General features: G+C 36.1%; 19 protein-coding genes. 12 read left to right on the top strand and 7 right to left on the bottom strand.

Annotated elements, in window-relative coordinates; translation table 11 throughout:
- The first annotated feature begins 19 nt into the window (after positions 1-19).
- From ACZDYH_RS08170 to ACZDYH_RS08180, 3 genes are read left to right on the top strand one after another with little or no spacing between them, the layout of a single operon-like run.
- Positions 20-553, top strand: a complete 534-nt coding sequence (locus tag ACZDYH_RS08170; RefSeq protein ID WP_048534227.1) for a sigma-70 family RNA polymerase sigma factor — start codon at positions 20-22, stop codon at positions 551-553.
- Positions 554-557: 4 nt separating this feature from the next.
- Positions 558-965 (top strand): PadR family transcriptional regulator, encoded by a 408-nt coding sequence (locus ACZDYH_RS08175; protein ID WP_000390150.1) that lies wholly within the window; start codon positions 558-560, stop codon positions 963-965.
- A 7-nt stretch (positions 966-972) separates the two neighbouring features.
- Positions 973-2,229, top strand: a complete 1,257-nt coding sequence (locus ACZDYH_RS08180; RefSeq protein WP_434713688.1) for an FtsW/RodA/SpoVE family cell cycle protein — start codon at positions 973-975, stop codon at positions 2,227-2,229.
- A gap of 6 nt (positions 2,230-2,235) precedes the next feature.
- On the opposite strand, the gene helD is transcribed toward ACZDYH_RS08180, so the two are convergent.
- Complete coding sequence (gene helD, locus ACZDYH_RS08185) at positions 2,236-4,572, bottom strand: RNA polymerase recycling motor HelD (protein WP_088362537.1); 2,337 nt, start codon at positions 4,570-4,572, stop codon at positions 2,236-2,238.
- Positions 4,573-4,851: 279 nt separating this feature from the next.
- On the opposite strand from helD, the gene ACZDYH_RS08190 reads away from it, so the two are divergent.
- Complete coding sequence (locus tag ACZDYH_RS08190; protein ID WP_001174905.1) at positions 4,852-5,097, top strand: hypothetical protein; 246 nt, start codon at positions 4,852-4,854, stop codon at positions 5,095-5,097.
- An 84-nt stretch (positions 5,098-5,181) separates the two neighbouring features.
- Here ACZDYH_RS08190 and prsA read toward each other — a convergent pair whose 3' ends face one another.
- Positions 5,182-6,042 carry a peptidylprolyl isomerase PrsA gene (gene prsA, locus ACZDYH_RS08195; RefSeq protein ID WP_000710058.1) on the bottom strand — a complete coding sequence of 287 codons (861 nt, stop codon included), beginning with the start codon at positions 6,040-6,042 and terminating at the stop codon, positions 5,182-5,184.
- Positions 6,043-6,465: 423 nt separating this feature from the next.
- Positions 6,466-6,660, bottom strand: a complete 195-nt coding sequence (locus ACZDYH_RS08200) for a hypothetical protein (protein WP_000172690.1) — start codon at positions 6,658-6,660, stop codon at positions 6,466-6,468.
- Between the two features lie 115 nt (positions 6,661-6,775).
- Here ACZDYH_RS08200 and ACZDYH_RS08205 point away from each other — a divergent pair, with 115 nt between their 5' ends.
- Complete coding sequence (locus ACZDYH_RS08205; RefSeq protein ID WP_000383655.1) at positions 6,776-7,111, top strand: DUF1878 family protein; 336 nt, start codon at positions 6,776-6,778, stop codon at positions 7,109-7,111.
- 5 nt (positions 7,112-7,116) lie between these two features.
- On the opposite strand, the gene ACZDYH_RS08210 is transcribed toward ACZDYH_RS08205, so the two are convergent.
- The 3 genes from ACZDYH_RS08210 to ACZDYH_RS08220 form a co-directional block, all read right to left on the bottom strand.
- The gene (locus ACZDYH_RS08210; RefSeq protein WP_000834924.1) at positions 7,117-7,674 is read right to left on the bottom strand and encodes an HTH-type transcriptional regulator Hpr; all 558 of its coding nucleotides are present in this window, start codon (positions 7,672-7,674) and stop codon (positions 7,117-7,119) included.
- Positions 7,675-7,973: 299 nt separating this feature from the next.
- Entirely contained in the window at positions 7,974-8,336 is a 363-nt protein-coding gene (locus tag ACZDYH_RS08215; RefSeq protein WP_000030300.1) for a YtxH domain-containing protein, read from the bottom strand.
- A gap of 178 nt (positions 8,337-8,514) precedes the next feature.
- A complete protein-coding gene (locus ACZDYH_RS08220; protein ID WP_001016835.1) occupies positions 8,515-8,949 on the bottom strand; it encodes an HIT family protein in 435 nt (144 codons plus the stop codon).
- A 562-nt stretch (positions 8,950-9,511) separates the two neighbouring features.
- Between ACZDYH_RS08220 and ecsA the strand changes: the two genes are divergently transcribed.
- The 3 genes from ecsA to ecsC are packed head-to-tail and all read left to right on the top strand — an operon-like array spanning position 9,512 to position 12,180.
- Positions 9,512-10,255: an ABC transporter ATP-binding protein EcsA gene (gene ecsA, locus ACZDYH_RS08225; RefSeq protein WP_001292603.1), complete on the top strand. Its 744-nt coding sequence runs from the start codon at positions 9,512-9,514 to the stop codon at positions 10,253-10,255.
- A complete protein-coding gene (gene ecsB / locus ACZDYH_RS08230) occupies positions 10,248-11,459 on the top strand; it encodes an ABC transporter permease EcsB (protein WP_001089131.1) in 1,212 nt (403 codons plus the stop codon). Before ecsA ends, ecsB begins: the two co-directional genes overlap by 8 nt.
- A 13-nt stretch (positions 11,460-11,472) precedes the next feature.
- Complete coding sequence (gene ecsC, locus ACZDYH_RS08235) at positions 11,473-12,180, top strand: ecs operon protein EcsC (RefSeq protein ID WP_000634142.1); 708 nt, start codon at positions 11,473-11,475, stop codon at positions 12,178-12,180.
- 40 nt (positions 12,181-12,220) lie between these two features.
- Here the strand turns inward: ecsC and ACZDYH_RS08240 are convergent, their stop codons facing one another.
- Complete coding sequence (locus ACZDYH_RS08240) at positions 12,221-12,346, bottom strand: YjcZ family sporulation protein (RefSeq protein WP_074619092.1); 126 nt, start codon at positions 12,344-12,346, stop codon at positions 12,221-12,223.
- A 155-nt stretch (positions 12,347-12,501) separates the two neighbouring features.
- On the opposite strand from ACZDYH_RS08240, the gene ACZDYH_RS08245 reads away from it, so the two are divergent.
- The 4 genes from ACZDYH_RS08245 to ACZDYH_RS08260 all read left to right on the top strand — a co-directional run bounded on the left by ACZDYH_RS08245 (position 12,502) and on the right by ACZDYH_RS08260 (position 15,241).
- Complete coding sequence (locus ACZDYH_RS08245; RefSeq protein ID WP_434713695.1) at positions 12,502-13,083, top strand: TetR/AcrR family transcriptional regulator; 582 nt, start codon at positions 12,502-12,504, stop codon at positions 13,081-13,083.
- Between the two features lie 2 nt (positions 13,084-13,085).
- A complete protein-coding gene (locus tag ACZDYH_RS08250; RefSeq protein ID WP_000783813.1) occupies positions 13,086-13,253 on the top strand; it encodes a hypothetical protein in 168 nt (55 codons plus the stop codon).
- A gap of 79 nt (positions 13,254-13,332) precedes the next feature.
- Entirely contained in the window at positions 13,333-13,809 is a 477-nt protein-coding gene (locus tag ACZDYH_RS08255) for a PH domain-containing protein (protein WP_000377670.1), read from the top strand.
- Entirely contained in the window at positions 13,802-15,241 is a 1,440-nt protein-coding gene (locus ACZDYH_RS08260; protein ID WP_326304040.1) for a PH domain-containing protein, read from the top strand. The genes ACZDYH_RS08255 and ACZDYH_RS08260 overlap by 8 nt, the downstream gene beginning before the upstream one ends.
- Positions 15,242-15,323: the final 82 nt, after the last annotated feature.

The following is a 15,323-nucleotide window of genomic DNA, read 5'->3' on the forward strand; positions in this document are numbered from 1 at the left end:
ATGGGAAGGAGGAAATGATGTGGATGAATTAACGATAGAAGCGTTTGAAATAGAAGATAAGGAGGACCTTATCGACGAAATAATGAACAAGTATGGACAAGAAGTCCTGCAGCTTGTGTATTCGTATGTGAATAATAAAGAGGTTGCGGAGGATGTAACGCAAGATATATTTGTGAAATGCTATAAATCTCTTCATACATATAAAGGGAAATCGAATGTGAAAACGTGGTTATGGAGAATTGCGATCAATCAATGTAAGGACTATATAAAAAGTTGGTATAACAAAAAAGTTATCGTTACAGAGGGTGACTTTACGTATATGGAGAGTCAAAAAGAAAGTGTGGAACAAACTGTCATTCAAAATGCGGAGGATCGTGAACTGGCTTCTGCGGTAATGAATTTACCGATAAAATATCGAGAAGTCATTTATCTATTTTATTATGAGGAATTATCAATTAAAGAGATTGCTACAGTAATAGATGTGAAAGAAAACACGATAAAGACAAGACTAAAAAAAGCGAAGGAACTTTTGAAGGAAGGATTGGAGGAATAATCAAATGGAAGATCGATTAAAAGGCTTGCGAAAATCAATGGAGAACACAACGTTTAAACATTTGAGTTTTTCTGATCAACACCAGAAGCAGGTGCGCGAAAAAATTAAGCAATCGTCCGAAAAGGAAGAAGATATCCTTTTAGCAGTGTTACAACTTCTTATGAATGAAAAAACAGGTTATGAACTGATGCAGTTGCTAAGAGGGAGAGGGATTCAAAAATTCGAAGGTGATGAAGGGTCTCTATACACTTTATTACATCGTTTAGAACGGAATCGCTTTATCCAATCTAGCTGGGATCACGCAGGAGCTAAATATTATCAATTAAATGATAAAGGAAACAAGATGCTGCGAAAGGCAGAGAAGAATGCTACGAAGGCACGATTTATATTAAAAGGCTTAGTACAGGAGTGAGAAAAAATTGAACAAAAAAGGGGAGCGTTTTTTAAAAGAAGTTACGAACCATATTAAATCAAAAGAAGCGAAGGACTTAGTAGCAGCTGAACTAAATTTTCACTTGAAACAGGCGAAGAATATGTGGATGGATAAAGGATTAAGTGAGGAAGTTGCTGAAGATAAGGCTGTTGAACAAATGGGGAGTCCGATTAAACTTGGCCGGGAACTTAACAAACTTCATAAGCCAAAGGTGGATTGGTTCTTACTTATTTTATTAGTAGCTGCTATGGGGTTAGGGTTTTTACCAATAATCGCTCTTGGGCATACGAACGATTTACTAATGGACAAAGTAATTTTTGTAATTCTCGGCATTGCAACAGCTGTTGGGATGATGCTGCTTGATTACCGGAAGCTAGAAAGACTCGGGTGGCTGTTTTATACAATTGGAATACTTATCTTGTTAGCTATAAAATGTTTTCCGACTGGTTACGTGATTGGGGAAGCGATAATAAAAATTGGCCCCATCAAAATTGACTGTTTAATGACGATACCATTCTTCTTTTTAGCTTGGGCTTCGTTTTTCAATAATAGTAGGTTAAAGTTTATACATCTTCTCATGTTGTACGTATTTTCTTTATATTTATTTTCAACTATATCAATTCTTTTACCCATTTTCATCTACATTACGATGGTATTTGTTATGCTTTGGTGGAGTAAGTTAGGAAAGAAAACGGCATGGCTCATTACGATTTTACCTATTGTACCATTGATTATTAGGGATCTACTTTCCTGGTCTGCTGTAAAAGAATACCGTATGGCCAGAGTTTTAGGAATGTTAAACCCAGAGCATGATCTATGGTATTTACGTTTAAAAGAGGCGATGTCTTCAGCAGGTTGGTTTGGTACATATGGAAATATAAAGTCTATCCGTGCTGCCCATACTGATTTTGTATTTGCAAGTTTGACTTACTATTATGGATATGTACTTGCGCTAGTTCTTGTCGTGATTCTTTCTCTTTTTGCAGTAAGAATAATGAACATAGCTTATAAAATAAATGATGGTTATGGTAAATTGCTTCTCGTTGGCGGAGTGACTCTTTTTGTAATCCATTTTATTTGTAACGTTGGCATGACCCTCGGGATATTACCACGTGTTTCTATATCATTACCTTTTATTAGCTACGGATTGATACCAACTCTGTTTCATGCATTTATAATGGGAATTGTGTTAAGTGTATATCGACGTAAAGATATTCCTTTTAGAATGAGAAAAACACCTTGATGATTATCAAGGTGTTTTCGTTATAAGCTCAAAACTCTCCGAATCAGCCCCAAGCACAAAAGGACTAACCTCGCCAACGCTATAAAGGTGCAATTCATGCATTGCGCGCGTACAAGCAGTGTAGAACAATCTACGAACGCTCTCATCGCTGTACACATCTTTAGAAGCATCGTAAATAATAACAGCATCAAATTCGATACCTTTCGCTAAGTAAGCGGGGATCACGACAATGCCTTGCTCATACTCGGCTGAGTTACTTTTCACAAGTTTAATATTCTCGATATGAGTAAGTGCTTCGTAGGCAGCGGCGCTCTCAGCTGCAGATTTACATATAATTGCGATCGTATTGTGCTGCTCTTTTTGTAGTTCAGCAACTTTGGCAGTAATATGTTCGTGCAGTTCGCTTTCATTTGATACTTTCGTCACTGTAGGTTTCTCGCCGTCACGTTCAAAGGCGTGAATGTTCTTCCCTTCCGGTACGAGAGCACGTGTAAATTCAATAATCGGTTTTGTTGAGCGATAGCTACGAGTTAAGTTAATGCCGTTTGTTTCGTCTGGCCCGTATAAATTCGTAAGTGTATCGAAATTCACCGTTTCACTCGCATGGGCAAATATCGCTTGGTTAAAGTCTCCGAGTACCGTCATTCTTGCAGCAGGGAAGAGACGTTTTAAAAACTCGAACTGAAACGGCGAGTAATCCTGTGCTTCGTCTACGAGTACGTGTTTAATCGATCTGTTCGTTTGGAAGCCTTCAATTAATTCTTTTAAAAGTAAAAATGGAGTCGCATCCTCGTAATATAGCTTTCCTTCATCAAGCATGTTTACTGTTAATGAGCAAATGTCATCCCACTCTTTCGGTTTTTCTCCAGTAACCCATGATGCATCTGTGAAGAGCTGTTTATATATGCCTGTGAAATTGATAAAGCGCAGTGTTTGAACGCCTTTACGAAGCGGCTTCATTTTTTTACGGACAATCATACGCCCAAGTACTCTTGTTTCTTTCTCAAAGTCTTGAAAGGAGTTGTCGTCAAACTCGCCTTTTTTCTGTAAATATTTATAAGCCTTTTGGTATTCATCTTTACTAAGTAATTCAATTTCCTCTTCTACCCAAGGTTTTTTCAGTTCTGCTTTTTCAAGTGCATCTATTTGCTTATTTAGCCAATCCGTTAACTTCTCAATTCGACTATGGAAGCGGAGGGAGGAGTCAGTATTATAAAATTGCTCTGTGATTTCTTTAGCTGAGGCAATTAGTTTCCCTCTAAATTTCATTCCTCTAAATAGCATGCCTGAAGATTCAAGAGATTGTCTGTAAGCTCTAATCATCTCGAAAAATTGAGTAGATGCTTTAAATCGGATGCTAGCATTTCTCGTTTTATAGGTAGGGCTATTTGTTTCAGTTAGCATATATTCTAATTGCTCATAAGGGTCTTCAACGTCAAATGACTTGCTCAGTCTATGATTTAAATATTCTTGGAATGTCACTTGCTGCATATTTTCTTCACCGAGTTCAGGTAGTACGTTAGAAACGTAGCTATTGAACATAGAGTTAGGGGAGAAGAGAATAATTTGATCCGCTTTTAGCCATTCGCGATATTTATATAGTAAGTAGGCGATTCGCTGCAGGGCAGCTGACGTTTTACCACTACCAGCAGCTCCTTGCACGATAAGGAGTCGGCCTTCATCGTGACGAATAATTTCATTTTGTTCACGCTGAATTGTAGCGACGATACTTTGCATATGTTTGTTCGTACCTTTTCCGAGCGCTTGTTGCAAGATTTCATCGCCAATTGTAAGGCTCGTATCGAACATAGAATCAATCTCGCCATTTTGAATAATGTATTGTAATTTTTTCTCCACATTACCGTGGATTACGCCTCCTGGTGTACTGTACTCAGCTGGTCCTGGTGGATAATCGTAGTATACACTCGAAATAGGTGCGCGCCAGTCATATATAAGAAAGTTTTCTCCGCTAGCATCCGTAAGTGTAGCAACACCGATATAAATTTGATCCGCAGCAGATTCTCCTTCTTCTTTGAAATCAATTCGTCCAAAATAAGGTGCTTTATGCATGCGTTTTAGTGCGGCAAGTCGATTAAAGGTGTGCTTATGAGTAATTTGTGTAACAGCTAGTGACTGAGCTTGTTGTCTTAAGTTGATAACTGTTTCAAGATAATCATCAAAAGTATCCGTGTTCACTTTCACATCATCCCAAAAGTGTTTACGAATATTGATTACTTCTGCCCGGCGTCTGCCAGTTTCGTTTTCCAGTTTATCAATTTGCTCCTTAATCGTTTCGATTACGGTATCCAATCTTTTTTGCTCTAAATCAAGTTTTTTGTTCATACGGTAGCACTCCTTTAAAAGTGAAAAATAGAGGTTGACTGAAGATGTGTTTTGGTGTACAATTAAGATACGGATAAATACGTTCCTTTCGTTTTAGAAAACGTGTTTCTGTACTAATTTAACATAGTTTTTGAATTTAATCAATGATAATAAGATAAACCTTGGTTCTGCGTGGCGTGGATCAAGGTTTTTTTGTGTTTTTCTTTAAGGAAGAATTGCAATTTTATTGAGGAGAATGTAAGTAAAGCAAAGAAGAAAATCAGGAATAGGGGGATACTGATGCAAAAATATTTTGAGGAAGCGCATCGTTTTTGTTCTCGTAATAGAAAGCACTTAGAAAAGGATGTTATATGTGGTTGTTTCTATTGTTTAGAAATTTTCCATCCAGAAAAAATTACAGAGTGGTGGGATGATGATAACACAGCAGTTTGTCCGCATTGCGGGATTGACTCTATTATAGGAGAAAATTCTGGATTTAAAATTACAGAAATGTTTTTAAGTGAAATGCATAAAAGATGGTTTTAGTTAAACGAATGAAAAAATAAACTTTCATTAACGAAGAGGATACATAAAAAAGCTCGGGCCGAAGCCCAAGCTTTTTTTACTTCATTATTTCTTTTCTTCTTTTTTATCGTCAGCTTTTTTCTCTTCGAAAAGATCTTTTAAATCTTTATCGTCAACTTTTACGTCAGCTTTTTTGATTTCTTTCATCATAAGATCGTTCATGAATGCAGCATCTTGTGCTTTCTTTTGAACTAGATCTTTTTTGATGTCGCCTTTTACTTCATCAAATGGTTTTTGTTCTTTAATGTCTGTTACTTTAATGATGTGGTAACCGAATTGTGATTTCACAGGTTCGCTTACTTCATCTTTTTTCAGCTTGTAAGCAGCATCTTCGAATTCTTTAACCATTTTACCAGCAGTAAAGTAGCCAAGGTCTCCGCCTTTTTCTTTTGAACCAGTATCTTCAGAGTATTGTTTCGCTAACTCTTCGAAAGATTTACCTTGTCCAAGTTCTTCTTTTACCTTTTTCGCAGTAGCTTCATCTTTTACAAGAATGTGGCTTGCTTTAATTTCAGGCTTGTAGTTTTCTTTTAGTTCTTTATCAGTGATTGTTTTCTCGATAGCTTTTTCTTGAGCTAATTGAGCACGCACACCAGTTTTTATAGTTTCTTCTTTAATACCTTGTTGTTTTAATAGTGTATCGAATTGATCACCGTATTGTTTTTTCATTTCATCGAACTTTTTGTCTACATCTTTGTCTTCAACTTTGTAGTTTTTAATAAGTACTTTTTCCATAACCATGTTGTTTAGTACTTGTTTACCAGCTTGTGTCTTCATTTGATCGTAGAATTCTTCTTTTGTAATGTCACCAGCTTTAGATGTAACAATTTTGTCTGATGATGATGTTCCACATGCTGATAATGCGATTACACTTGTTGCGGCTAAGGCAAGCATAGCTTTCTTCATTCGATAAACACTCCTACTATTATGTATTTTTAATTTATCCTACACCAATGAATTTTGATTCATAAGAGCCCGATTAAGTCTCACTGATACTTTTGCTTTTTTATATTGGTAAAGCGCGCTTAACAGGGCTTACCGAGGCTGAGGATAAAGTTTTGATGAATGTTTTGTTCTATAGTATAAGCAATATGTACAAAATTTAATATATCATATTTCGAACCGTTTTCATATTGATAAAGAAAAATTAACCAGCACGTGTCAGATTTTGAAAGTGTGCCATATTGGGCGTATGCCGCATATACAGAATAGAGGAGGGGATGGGGATGAATTCTCAACTTATTTTATTACTTGTACTGTTTATTTTATTGGTTATTGTAGGTATAATTTGCTTATAGAGGAAAAAAGTGAGGAAGGGGCTTTCCTTCCTCACTTTCCATGAAATATAATTTCTATATAACTAGAAATTAATAAAATTGTTATACATACATTAATAACCCGAAAGACACCGGGCTGGCGGCTCGCAGCTATTTGTTTTCGTTCACACAGTGTATGTGTCATGAAATTCGTGTAAAATATAACAAGAAGTGCGAATGCGACAAAAACAACTGTTATAAGTGTCATGAGGCGAGACCTCCTTTTGGCTAAAATACATATACATATATTGTATCACACGATATTTTGTTCGTGTTACAAAATTCAGAAATAGAAGACTTTGTGTTAGAAAGTGAGGGAGAAAATGGACGTTGTTAGAAGATTAGAACAAGCTGAATACTATGTAGACCTACTATTTAAAATGATTGATGAAGAGAAGTGTCCATTTTATTCTTTGATCATAAAGAAAAAAGCTCGTAAAAAAGATATTGAACGTATACTAAATCTTTGTGAAAAACTGAACGAGCAATATGTAGTGGAGAAAGCAGAAGGGCTTCTTTTGTTCGATGCGCTGTTAGATCAATTTGAAAAAGCGCTTCCACATCAGCTCGAAGTACACGAAACTGCGGAAGCGCTAGCAAAACAAGGTTTATTTAAGCCGCTTATGAATGAATTCTTAAGCATGATTGCGAAAAAATAAATAGATTATTTCTTAACTAACTTTTGATCGGATTCTGTAAAGTTCTCTTCAATATCTTCTAATGATTTCTCAAAAATATCGATAAAGTCTTGTCCGTAAATATTACGCAGGATTGCAATCAGTTCGATATTTTCTGGGAACTTCCCATAAAAATTACGAAGTGCAAGAGCCCCATTAAACACTGAATTATTTTCAGGATCATACTCCTCCATTAAGCGAAGTAGTAATTCTTCCCCTTTGTCTGTAATTTCAATGTACGTATTTCGTTTATCATCTTCCTTTTTTGAGAATACAAGATAGCCACGTTCTTCTAGCTTTTTAGAGAAGTTAAACGCCGTTGATACGTGCATAACTCCAAACTTAGCAATCTCAGAAATAGAAGCCCCTTTTAAATGATAAGCGATTGTTAAAATATGATGTTCATTAATATTTAAATCGTAAGGTTTAATCCACTGCTGCCAATCTTTCTCTACACATTTCCATAACGCTTTCGATAATTGAGCAATGCGTTGGCTGAAAATCATCGCTTCTTTTACCGAGTAATCTTTTTCTCCACTTTTCATTTACTCACCCACTTTAACATTCTTTTTTCATTACTATCTATTATGCCAGTAAAATAAAAATTAATAAAGTCTTTTTGTGAGAATTGTGAAAATTTTTCGGAAAAATGACATTCTATACAAATCATGCATAACTATGGAAGCGTTTTATGAGTCGTGAATACATACGTTGTCCTTACATGTTAAGTGATAACATATATTGTAAATGCATAAAAACACGGCATATCTATACGACATGCCGTGTCAAGGTCAATTTATATAAAAAATATTTGTTATATGCAAAAAACTAAGCAGGAATTTGTTTACGCTTTTTCTGGAACAGCTTCTTGTAGTTTCTCAATTGACTTTTGGATGTCCAAAATTTCTTTCTCAATATGGCGCTTGTTTTGAGAAATATCCTGCTTCCAGTTAGAAAGTGTATCGTGCATATCGTCTTTTAATTCTTGGAACACTTCTTTACCTTCTGAAGCAGTTTCAACGATTTGACGTTTTAATAATTTCGTATCAGCTGTAATATCAGCTAAAGTCTTTTTAATATCATTTCCTTTTTCTTTTAACTTGCCGCGCATGTCTTTACCAGAAGAAGGAGTTGAGAAAAGAACAGCTAGTCCAGCAACTGCTCCGCCGCAAATAACACCTGTAATAAAGGATTTAGCTTTTGACATAAAAGGAGACCTCCTTATTTTTTGTTCGTATTCATGATGGGAAAATATGCATATCTTTCTTATATGTGCTATGCACAAACAATCATCCCTGAGCATTTTAAGTAAAGAAACAAGCCATGCGGAATTTGATGACTTCAGGGAAGTGGCTTGTTATGTATTACGCCTTCTTATAGTGTCATTATTTCACACTATTTGCAATTGTACTTGCGATGTTTTGTAAATTTTCCATAGTGTATTCATTTTGGTGTGATTTCCAAACAGCACCGAAACCATCTTTTTCACCGTAGCGTGGAATTAAATGAAGGTGGAAGTGGAACACAGTTTGTCCAGCTTTTTCACCGTTATTGTTAAGTAGGTTAAAGCCAACTGGATTAAACTCTGCTTTAATCGCATTTGCGATTTTTGGAACGACAGAAAAAATGTGTGATGCGATTTCTGGCGTTAACGCAAAAATGTCTTGTTTGTGAACTTTCGGAATAACAAGAGTATGTCCTTTTGTTACTTGACTAATATCTAAAAATGCAAGCACATGTTCATCTTCGTATACTTTTGAGCAAGGGATTTGCCCGTCAATGATTTTACAAAAAATACAATTGTCTGCTGTATGATTCATTGATCTCATCCTTTCAAATATCCTTAGCCGTATTTTACCATAATTACATAAGAGAACAAACACGAAAAACAGGAAGCTGACTCAGCTTCCTGTTTTCTGAAGAGGGATTGAAAAAGCATTATCGTAATTTACGTTTCGCAGACACCTCATTTATTTAAGAAATGCACGGTAAATCGGCTAAAGTTTCTGCCGCAGACACCCCATTTTCAAGTGAAATGAATTGCAATCTTTTTTAAAATGAAATTGTTTATTTTTTAAAACAGTATATGCTCTTTCAGAGACACCCCGTTTCGAAAATGAAACAAATGATCTGGTTATGTGTAAATTTCATTGTCCAACTTGGACACCCCATTTCATGATGACTTCACTATGTTGTTGTACTCATCAATTGGTGGTTGCTTTTTCAATGTGTTCCTTCTTCAATAATTATGATGTCCGCTTTCGGGAAATTATATGCTAATAAATTTAAAAAATTTTTTTGAGTACATGGATACTATGTAGTACAGCATAATTTTTGGTAAGATGAATATAGAATGAATACTAATGAAGAAAGTGGTGTCGTATGAGCGAGTTATTGCGTGTGGAAAATGTTACAGGAGGATATACGAAACGACCTGTATTAAAAGACGTTTCGTTCTCTGTTAATAAAGGCGAACTTGTCGGCTTAATCGGTTTAAATGGAGCTGGTAAAAGTACGACGATTAAACATATTATCGGTTTAATGGAACCGAAAAAAGGAACTGTCACAATTAATGGGAAAACAATTCGTGATGATATGACAGCGTACCGTTCTAGCTTTTCATTTATTCCGGAAACGCCGGTATTATATGATGAATTAACGTTAGAAGAGCATTTGAAATTAACAGCTATGGCGTACGGCGTGGATGAAAAACAATATGAAGAACGTGTAGGACAACTACTACAAGAGTTTCGTATGAAAAATCGTTTAAAATGGTTTCCATCTCATTTCTCAAAAGGGATGAAACAAAAAGTAATGATTATGAGCGCATTTTTAGTGGAGCCATCTCTTTACATAGTAGATGAACCTTTCGTTGGATTAGATCCGTTAGCGATTCAATCCCTTCTTCAAATGATGGACCAAATGAAAAAGAGTGGTGCCGGTATTTTAATGAGCACACATATTTTAGCGACGGCAGAGCGTTATTGTGATTCGTTCATTATTTTGCATCAAGGTGAAGTAAGAGCGAAGGGAACGCTATCTGAACTGCAATCACAGTTTAATATGCCAGGTGCAACGTTAGATGATATTTACATCGCGCTAACAAAGGAAGAAGATTATGAATAGCACAGCGTTATGGAAAGAACGATTTCGTCACTTTCTAAAAGAAGTTCGTACATATAGTAAATACGTATTTAATGATCATTTGAAATTTATTTTCGTGTTCATCATCGGTGCGGGAGCGTATTATTACCAGCAATGGTTACAAACGTTAACAACTTCGTTTCCAACTGCGCTCGTAATGGCAGTATTAATTGGACTCGTGTTAACGGCTGGATCCATTCAAACATTATTAAAAGAAGCGGATCTCGTTTACTTACTGCCAGTTGAAGAAAAGTTAAAACCTTACTTCACAAAGGCATTTCTTTTTACATTTATGATTCAGTTATACATAATCGCAATCGTAGCAGCCGCGCTTGCTCCGTTATACTTCCAACAAATGAAGCAAACAGGAGCTGGCTACATATGGATCGTACTCGCATTTGTCATTGTAAAAGCGTGGAATTTATTTGTAGCGTGGGAAAAGTCATTTTTAACAGATCAAAATATACAAAGGGCTGATTGGTTTATTCGTTTTATCCTAAACGGTTTATTTGTATATTTCCTTGTAGAACGTACTTCAGTTCTTTTCATTGGTGGAATCGTCCTTCTCATGGTGTTATACCTTGCTATCATGCATCAAATGGTCAAAGGAAAGCCACTAAACTGGGAGTATTTAATTTCCGAAGAAGGTAAGAAGATGATGCTACTGTACCGCATTGCGAACATGTTCGTTGATGTACCAGCATTAAAAGAAAGAGTAGCCCGCAGAAAATGGCTAGATTTCATTCTGTCGATGATAGGCGAAAAGCGTACATATTTATACTTATATACGAGAACATTTTTAAGATCTGGTAATTATTTTGGATTATATGTGCGTCTGCTCGCTCTTGGCGGAGTAATTCTTTACTTCATTCCATTTTTATATGGACGATTTATCGTAAGCCTTATCTTCCTATACTTAATCGGTTATCAGCTATTAACTTTATGGAAACATCATCGCATGAAAATTTGGCTTGATTTGTATCCAGTAGGGGGAGAAGAGAAGAAGAAAGATTTTCTTGCTTTATTAAACGCGATTCTAATCATCGGAAGCGTAATCTTTACAGTTATATTTGCACTAGCAACGAAAGATTTCATGATGACAGGAATTTTACTTATCGTAAGCATATTATTTAGTATCGGTTTCGTTTACCAATACGGGGCGAAGCGCATTGAGCGTTTAAATTGAAAGGAATGAACCTATGATTACATACGAAGAGAAGGTTATAAAAGAATTGGAGCAGTGGAAAGCTACATTCATGAAAGATTCTTCTATGATGACACGGTTCTCCAAAAAAGTGCAGACGAAGGTGCAACAGCTCATTCCGGCGAAAGTACAAAAGGTACTAACAGAGACGATTCGTATGATGGTGCAAACGATTAGCGCCGGGTCAAACTTTATAAAGCCGAAACTAAAAGAGACGACATGGTCACTGCAAAGACGTGACGATGAAGTTCGTAAAAAAATGGATGAGTACAAAAAAATAGCAGCGGCAGAAGGAGCAGGGACTGGAGCTGGTGGTATTCTCCTCGGTCTTGCTGACTTTCCGCTTTTACTTACAATTAAAATTAAATTTTTATTCGATGCAGCGACATTGTACGGATTTGATACGAGTAAACAAGAAGAGCGTCTTTTTATCCTTCACGTTTTCCAACTTGCCTTTTCAAGTGACGATCACCGAAAAGAAATATGGAAAGCAATCGAAACGTGGGATACAGAAAAAGAAAATCATATGGACTGGGAAAAGTTCCAAACAGAGTACCGAGACTATATTGATTTAGCGAAAATGCTTCAGCTCGTACCAGTAATCGGTGCCCCAGTCGGCGCATATGCGAACTATCAATTACTGCAAAGGCTTGGAGAAGTGACGATGAATTGTTATCGTATGCGATTGCTGAATAGAGATTAAAAACAAGGCGTCCTACATATGTAATGTAGGACGCCTTTTCTTAGAAGCTAAGTCCGATATAGCTAATTCCAGCTATAATCAATACGATAAAAAGTACAATGATTAATGAAAATCCGCTCTTACCAGCTTGTCCCGCTTCACCGCCGCCATTACCACCAAGTCCCATATGATATCCTCCTTATTCTTATATGTTGCTTTTACTTTATAACTTTCTGTATTTTCCGATAAATACCTTCTGTAGTGCTAACTAAATTGAAAATCATTTCGTTTTGTTTTATAATTTACTTACCGAACGGTAAGTAAAAATAAGTGAGGTACAGTATGACGAAGAATTTACAAACATCGCAGAACATTGTAGAGGCATCATTTAAACTTATGGCAGAACACGGCATTGAGAAGATGAGTCTTTCCATGATTGCGAAAGAGGTAGGTATTTCAAAACCGGCTATTTACTATCATTTTTCTTCTAAAGAAGCGTTAGTTGATTTTTTATTTGAAGAGATTTTTTCTGATTATCATTTTACAAAATACTTTAATGAAGAGCGGTATACGAAAGAAAACTTTGCAGAAAAGCTAATCGCAGATGGTTTACATATGCTCTCTGAGTATGAAGGGCAAGAAGGAATACTACGCGTTATCAATGAATTTATCGTAACTGCATCGCGAAATGAAAAGTATCAGAAACGTTTATTTGAAATACAAGAGGATTTTTTGCGTGGTTTCCATGATTTATTGAAGAAAGGCGCGAGACTGGGCGTTGTGTCACAACATGAAACGGAAGAAAATGCTCATACGCTAGCGCTCGTGATCGATAATATGAGCAACTATATGCTCATGGGATTCCAGTTAAAGTATAAAGAAATTTGGATTCGAAATGTGAAAAACGTAATGAAGGAGGAGTAAAAATGAAAATGCAAAAAAACTGGTGGCTCGGTTTTCTTGGATTTATTGGGGTTTATAAAATACCAGGTATGATTGAAGCTTTTCAAGCGGATGGAAATTGGATGAAGTTAATCGGTTTCATTTGGCTACTTTGGTTCGGATATTTTATTCCTGAGAAGAAAGAAGATTAAATTCCAATTTTCTGTAAAGTTACGTAAAATATAGATTGAGAGTATTCATATATTAGATTACTAGATTTGGAGTGGTTACATGGATTCATTGAAAAATGAAATTCACCCTGACATGGTCAAGGTGTGGAAAGCGCGTTCTTTAATTGAGCTAGGAATCAGTATTATAGTCATTTTTGCATATCTTTTCTTTATGATTAAGTTTAATTGGTGGGCTTGGATTTTCTATGTGCTCATCGGATTAACAATCGTATATACACCGTTTGATTACTTTACGTTTCCGAAACTACGTCAACGTTATTACAGCTACCAACTAAATGAAGAAGAACTTGAAATTCAGCATGGCCTTTTCGTTGTTAAGCGCGTATTAGTGCCGATGATTCGTGTACAGCACGTAACGATTGAACAAGGGCCAATTATGAGAAAATACGGATTAGCAGAATTACACATTTCAACAGCAGCAACTTCTCATAGCATCCCAGGTTTAACGATGTATGAAGCTGAAATGTTGAAAACGAAAATCGCAGAATTAGCGAAAGTGAGTGATGAGGATGTATAAAAGGCAGCATCCAATCACGATGTTATTAGAGTTAAAAATAACAGACTTTATACCACTCATTATTTTCATGTTTAGCTTAAACGGAAAGTTCCCGTTTTGGTATTTAATTCCCGCTGCATTCGGTTTACTCACCGTCTTTTCAGCGTTTGAAAAATGGTATTACACAACATACTGGGTTGAAAATAACGTATTACATGTGAAACAAGGTCTCTTTGTGAAAAAGGAGAGCTACTTAAATAAAGAACGTGTTCAAACGATTAATACAAGTTCTAACGTACTATATCAAATGCTCGGTTTGAAAAAAATTCAGATTGAAACAGCTGGCGGAGGCGATGAAGCAGAAGTTAGCTTAGCTGGAATTACGGTAGAAGAAGCGACAGAGCTTATCGCAATGTTAAATGAGTCGGCTTCAGAATTGAAAGTAGAAAAAACATTAGAAGAAGTAGAAGTAAAAGAAATTATTACAGAGGAAAAACAAGCGAGAGAATACAAATTAACGTGGAAAGAGATTTTAATAGCCTCTGTTACATCTGGTCAATTTGGATTATTATTCTCATTAATCTTTTTTGTGTATCACCAAGTAGATGAGTACATTCCGAAATGGATAGAGAATAGCGTAAAGTCGTATGTAATGGAACATGATATATATGGCTGGATTTTGATGATAGCTATTTTGCTCGTCCTTTCGTGGATTATATCGACAATTGGTTATGCGCTAAAACATGGAGATTTCACAGTGAATCGAAGAAATGACGAAGTCCGTATTTCGCAAGGATTACTGGAGAAAAAAGAACTCGTACTAAAATTGCACCGTATTCAAGGGATTACGATAAAAGAAGGTATTTTACGCCAACCGTTCGGTTATTGTGCTGTGCAAGTAGAAGTCATTCAAAGTAAGGGAACGGGTGACGAAAAAGAAAAAGTTACACTGCATCCTATCATTCGAAAAGATCGAGTGCAACAGTTACTCGCGCATTTACAATTACCATACGAACTGAATGCAAATATTACTTCGTTACCAAAAGCAGCATTGCGCCGCTATCTCATTGATAGTTTCATCTTTTTCGCTATGCTCGCAATCCCGCTTACTGGAATAGGCATATACTTTGAAAAGTATTACATCATGTGGGCATTACTACCGCTCGCAATCCTTATCTTTACACTTGGATACGCAACATTTAAAACAAATGGTTACAGTGTTAACGGAGAACAAATTACACTTGTCTATCGTAGCGTCGGAAAATATACAGGACTTATTAGAAGAAGACACGTCCAATCAATGGAGAAGACACAATCATATTTCCAGCGCCGTGCGGATTTATGTACGTATAAGTTTTCGAGTGCATCATCTAGTTACAAAATAGAGCATACGAGAGTAGAAGATGCGGAGAGAATGCAGGATTGGTATAAGAAGAAGTTAAATGAGAATTAAGTGGAACGGCTCGCCTTTCGCGGAAGACGGGCTATTTTTTTATGCGAAAATAATGAATAATATATGTAAAGAAACAAGCGAG

The sequence above is a fragment of the Bacillus sp. EB V-12 genome, assembly GCF_056158125.1.

Bases quoted from the DNA above. Each gene is read 5' to 3' on its own strand.
- helD (WP_088362537.1), bottom strand. From the start codon at position 4,572: ATGAACAAAAAACTTGATTTAGAGCAAAAAAGATTGGATACCGTAATC.
- ACZDYH_RS08190 (WP_001174905.1), top strand. From the start codon at position 4,852: ATGCAAAAATATTTTGAGGAAGCGCATCGTTTTTGTTCTCGTAATAGA.
- ecsB (WP_001089131.1), top strand. From the start codon at position 10,248: ATGAATAGCACAGCGTTATGGAAAGAACGATTTCGTCACTTTCTAAAA.
- ACZDYH_RS08250 (WP_000783813.1), top strand. From the start codon at position 13,086: ATGAAAATGCAAAAAAACTGGTGGCTCGGTTTTCTTGGATTTATTGGG.
- ACZDYH_RS08220 (WP_001016835.1), bottom strand. From the start codon at position 8,949: ATGAATCATACAGCAGACAATTGTATTTTTTGTAAAATCATTGACGGG.
- ACZDYH_RS08175 (WP_000390150.1), top strand. From the start codon at position 558: ATGGAAGATCGATTAAAAGGCTTGCGAAAATCAATGGAGAACACAACG.
- ACZDYH_RS08205 (WP_000383655.1), top strand. From the start codon at position 6,776: ATGGACGTTGTTAGAAGATTAGAACAAGCTGAATACTATGTAGACCTA.
- ACZDYH_RS08210 (WP_000834924.1), bottom strand. From the start codon at position 7,674: ATGAAAAGTGGAGAAAAAGATTACTCGGTAAAAGAAGCGATGATTTTC.
- ACZDYH_RS08240 (WP_074619092.1), bottom strand. From the start codon at position 12,346: ATGGGACTTGGTGGTAATGGCGGCGGTGAAGCGGGACAAGCTGGTAAG.
- ACZDYH_RS08215 (WP_000030300.1), bottom strand. From the start codon at position 8,336: ATGTCAAAAGCTAAATCCTTTATTACAGGTGTTATTTGCGGCGGAGCA.
- ACZDYH_RS08260 (WP_326304040.1), top strand. From the start codon at position 13,802: ATGTATAAAAGGCAGCATCCAATCACGATGTTATTAGAGTTAAAAATA.
- ecsA (WP_001292603.1), top strand. From the start codon at position 9,512: ATGAGCGAGTTATTGCGTGTGGAAAATGTTACAGGAGGATATACGAAA.
- prsA (WP_000710058.1), bottom strand. From the start codon at position 6,042: ATGAAGAAAGCTATGCTTGCCTTAGCCGCAACAAGTGTAATCGCATTA.
- ACZDYH_RS08200 (WP_000172690.1), bottom strand. From the start codon at position 6,660: ATGACACTTATAACAGTTGTTTTTGTCGCATTCGCACTTCTTGTTATA.
- ACZDYH_RS08255 (WP_000377670.1), top strand. From the start codon at position 13,333: ATGGATTCATTGAAAAATGAAATTCACCCTGACATGGTCAAGGTGTGG.
- ACZDYH_RS08245 (WP_434713695.1), top strand. From the start codon at position 12,502: ATGACGAAGAATTTACAAACATCGCAGAACATTGTAGAGGCATCATTT.
- ecsC (WP_000634142.1), top strand. From the start codon at position 11,473: ATGATTACATACGAAGAGAAGGTTATAAAAGAATTGGAGCAGTGGAAA.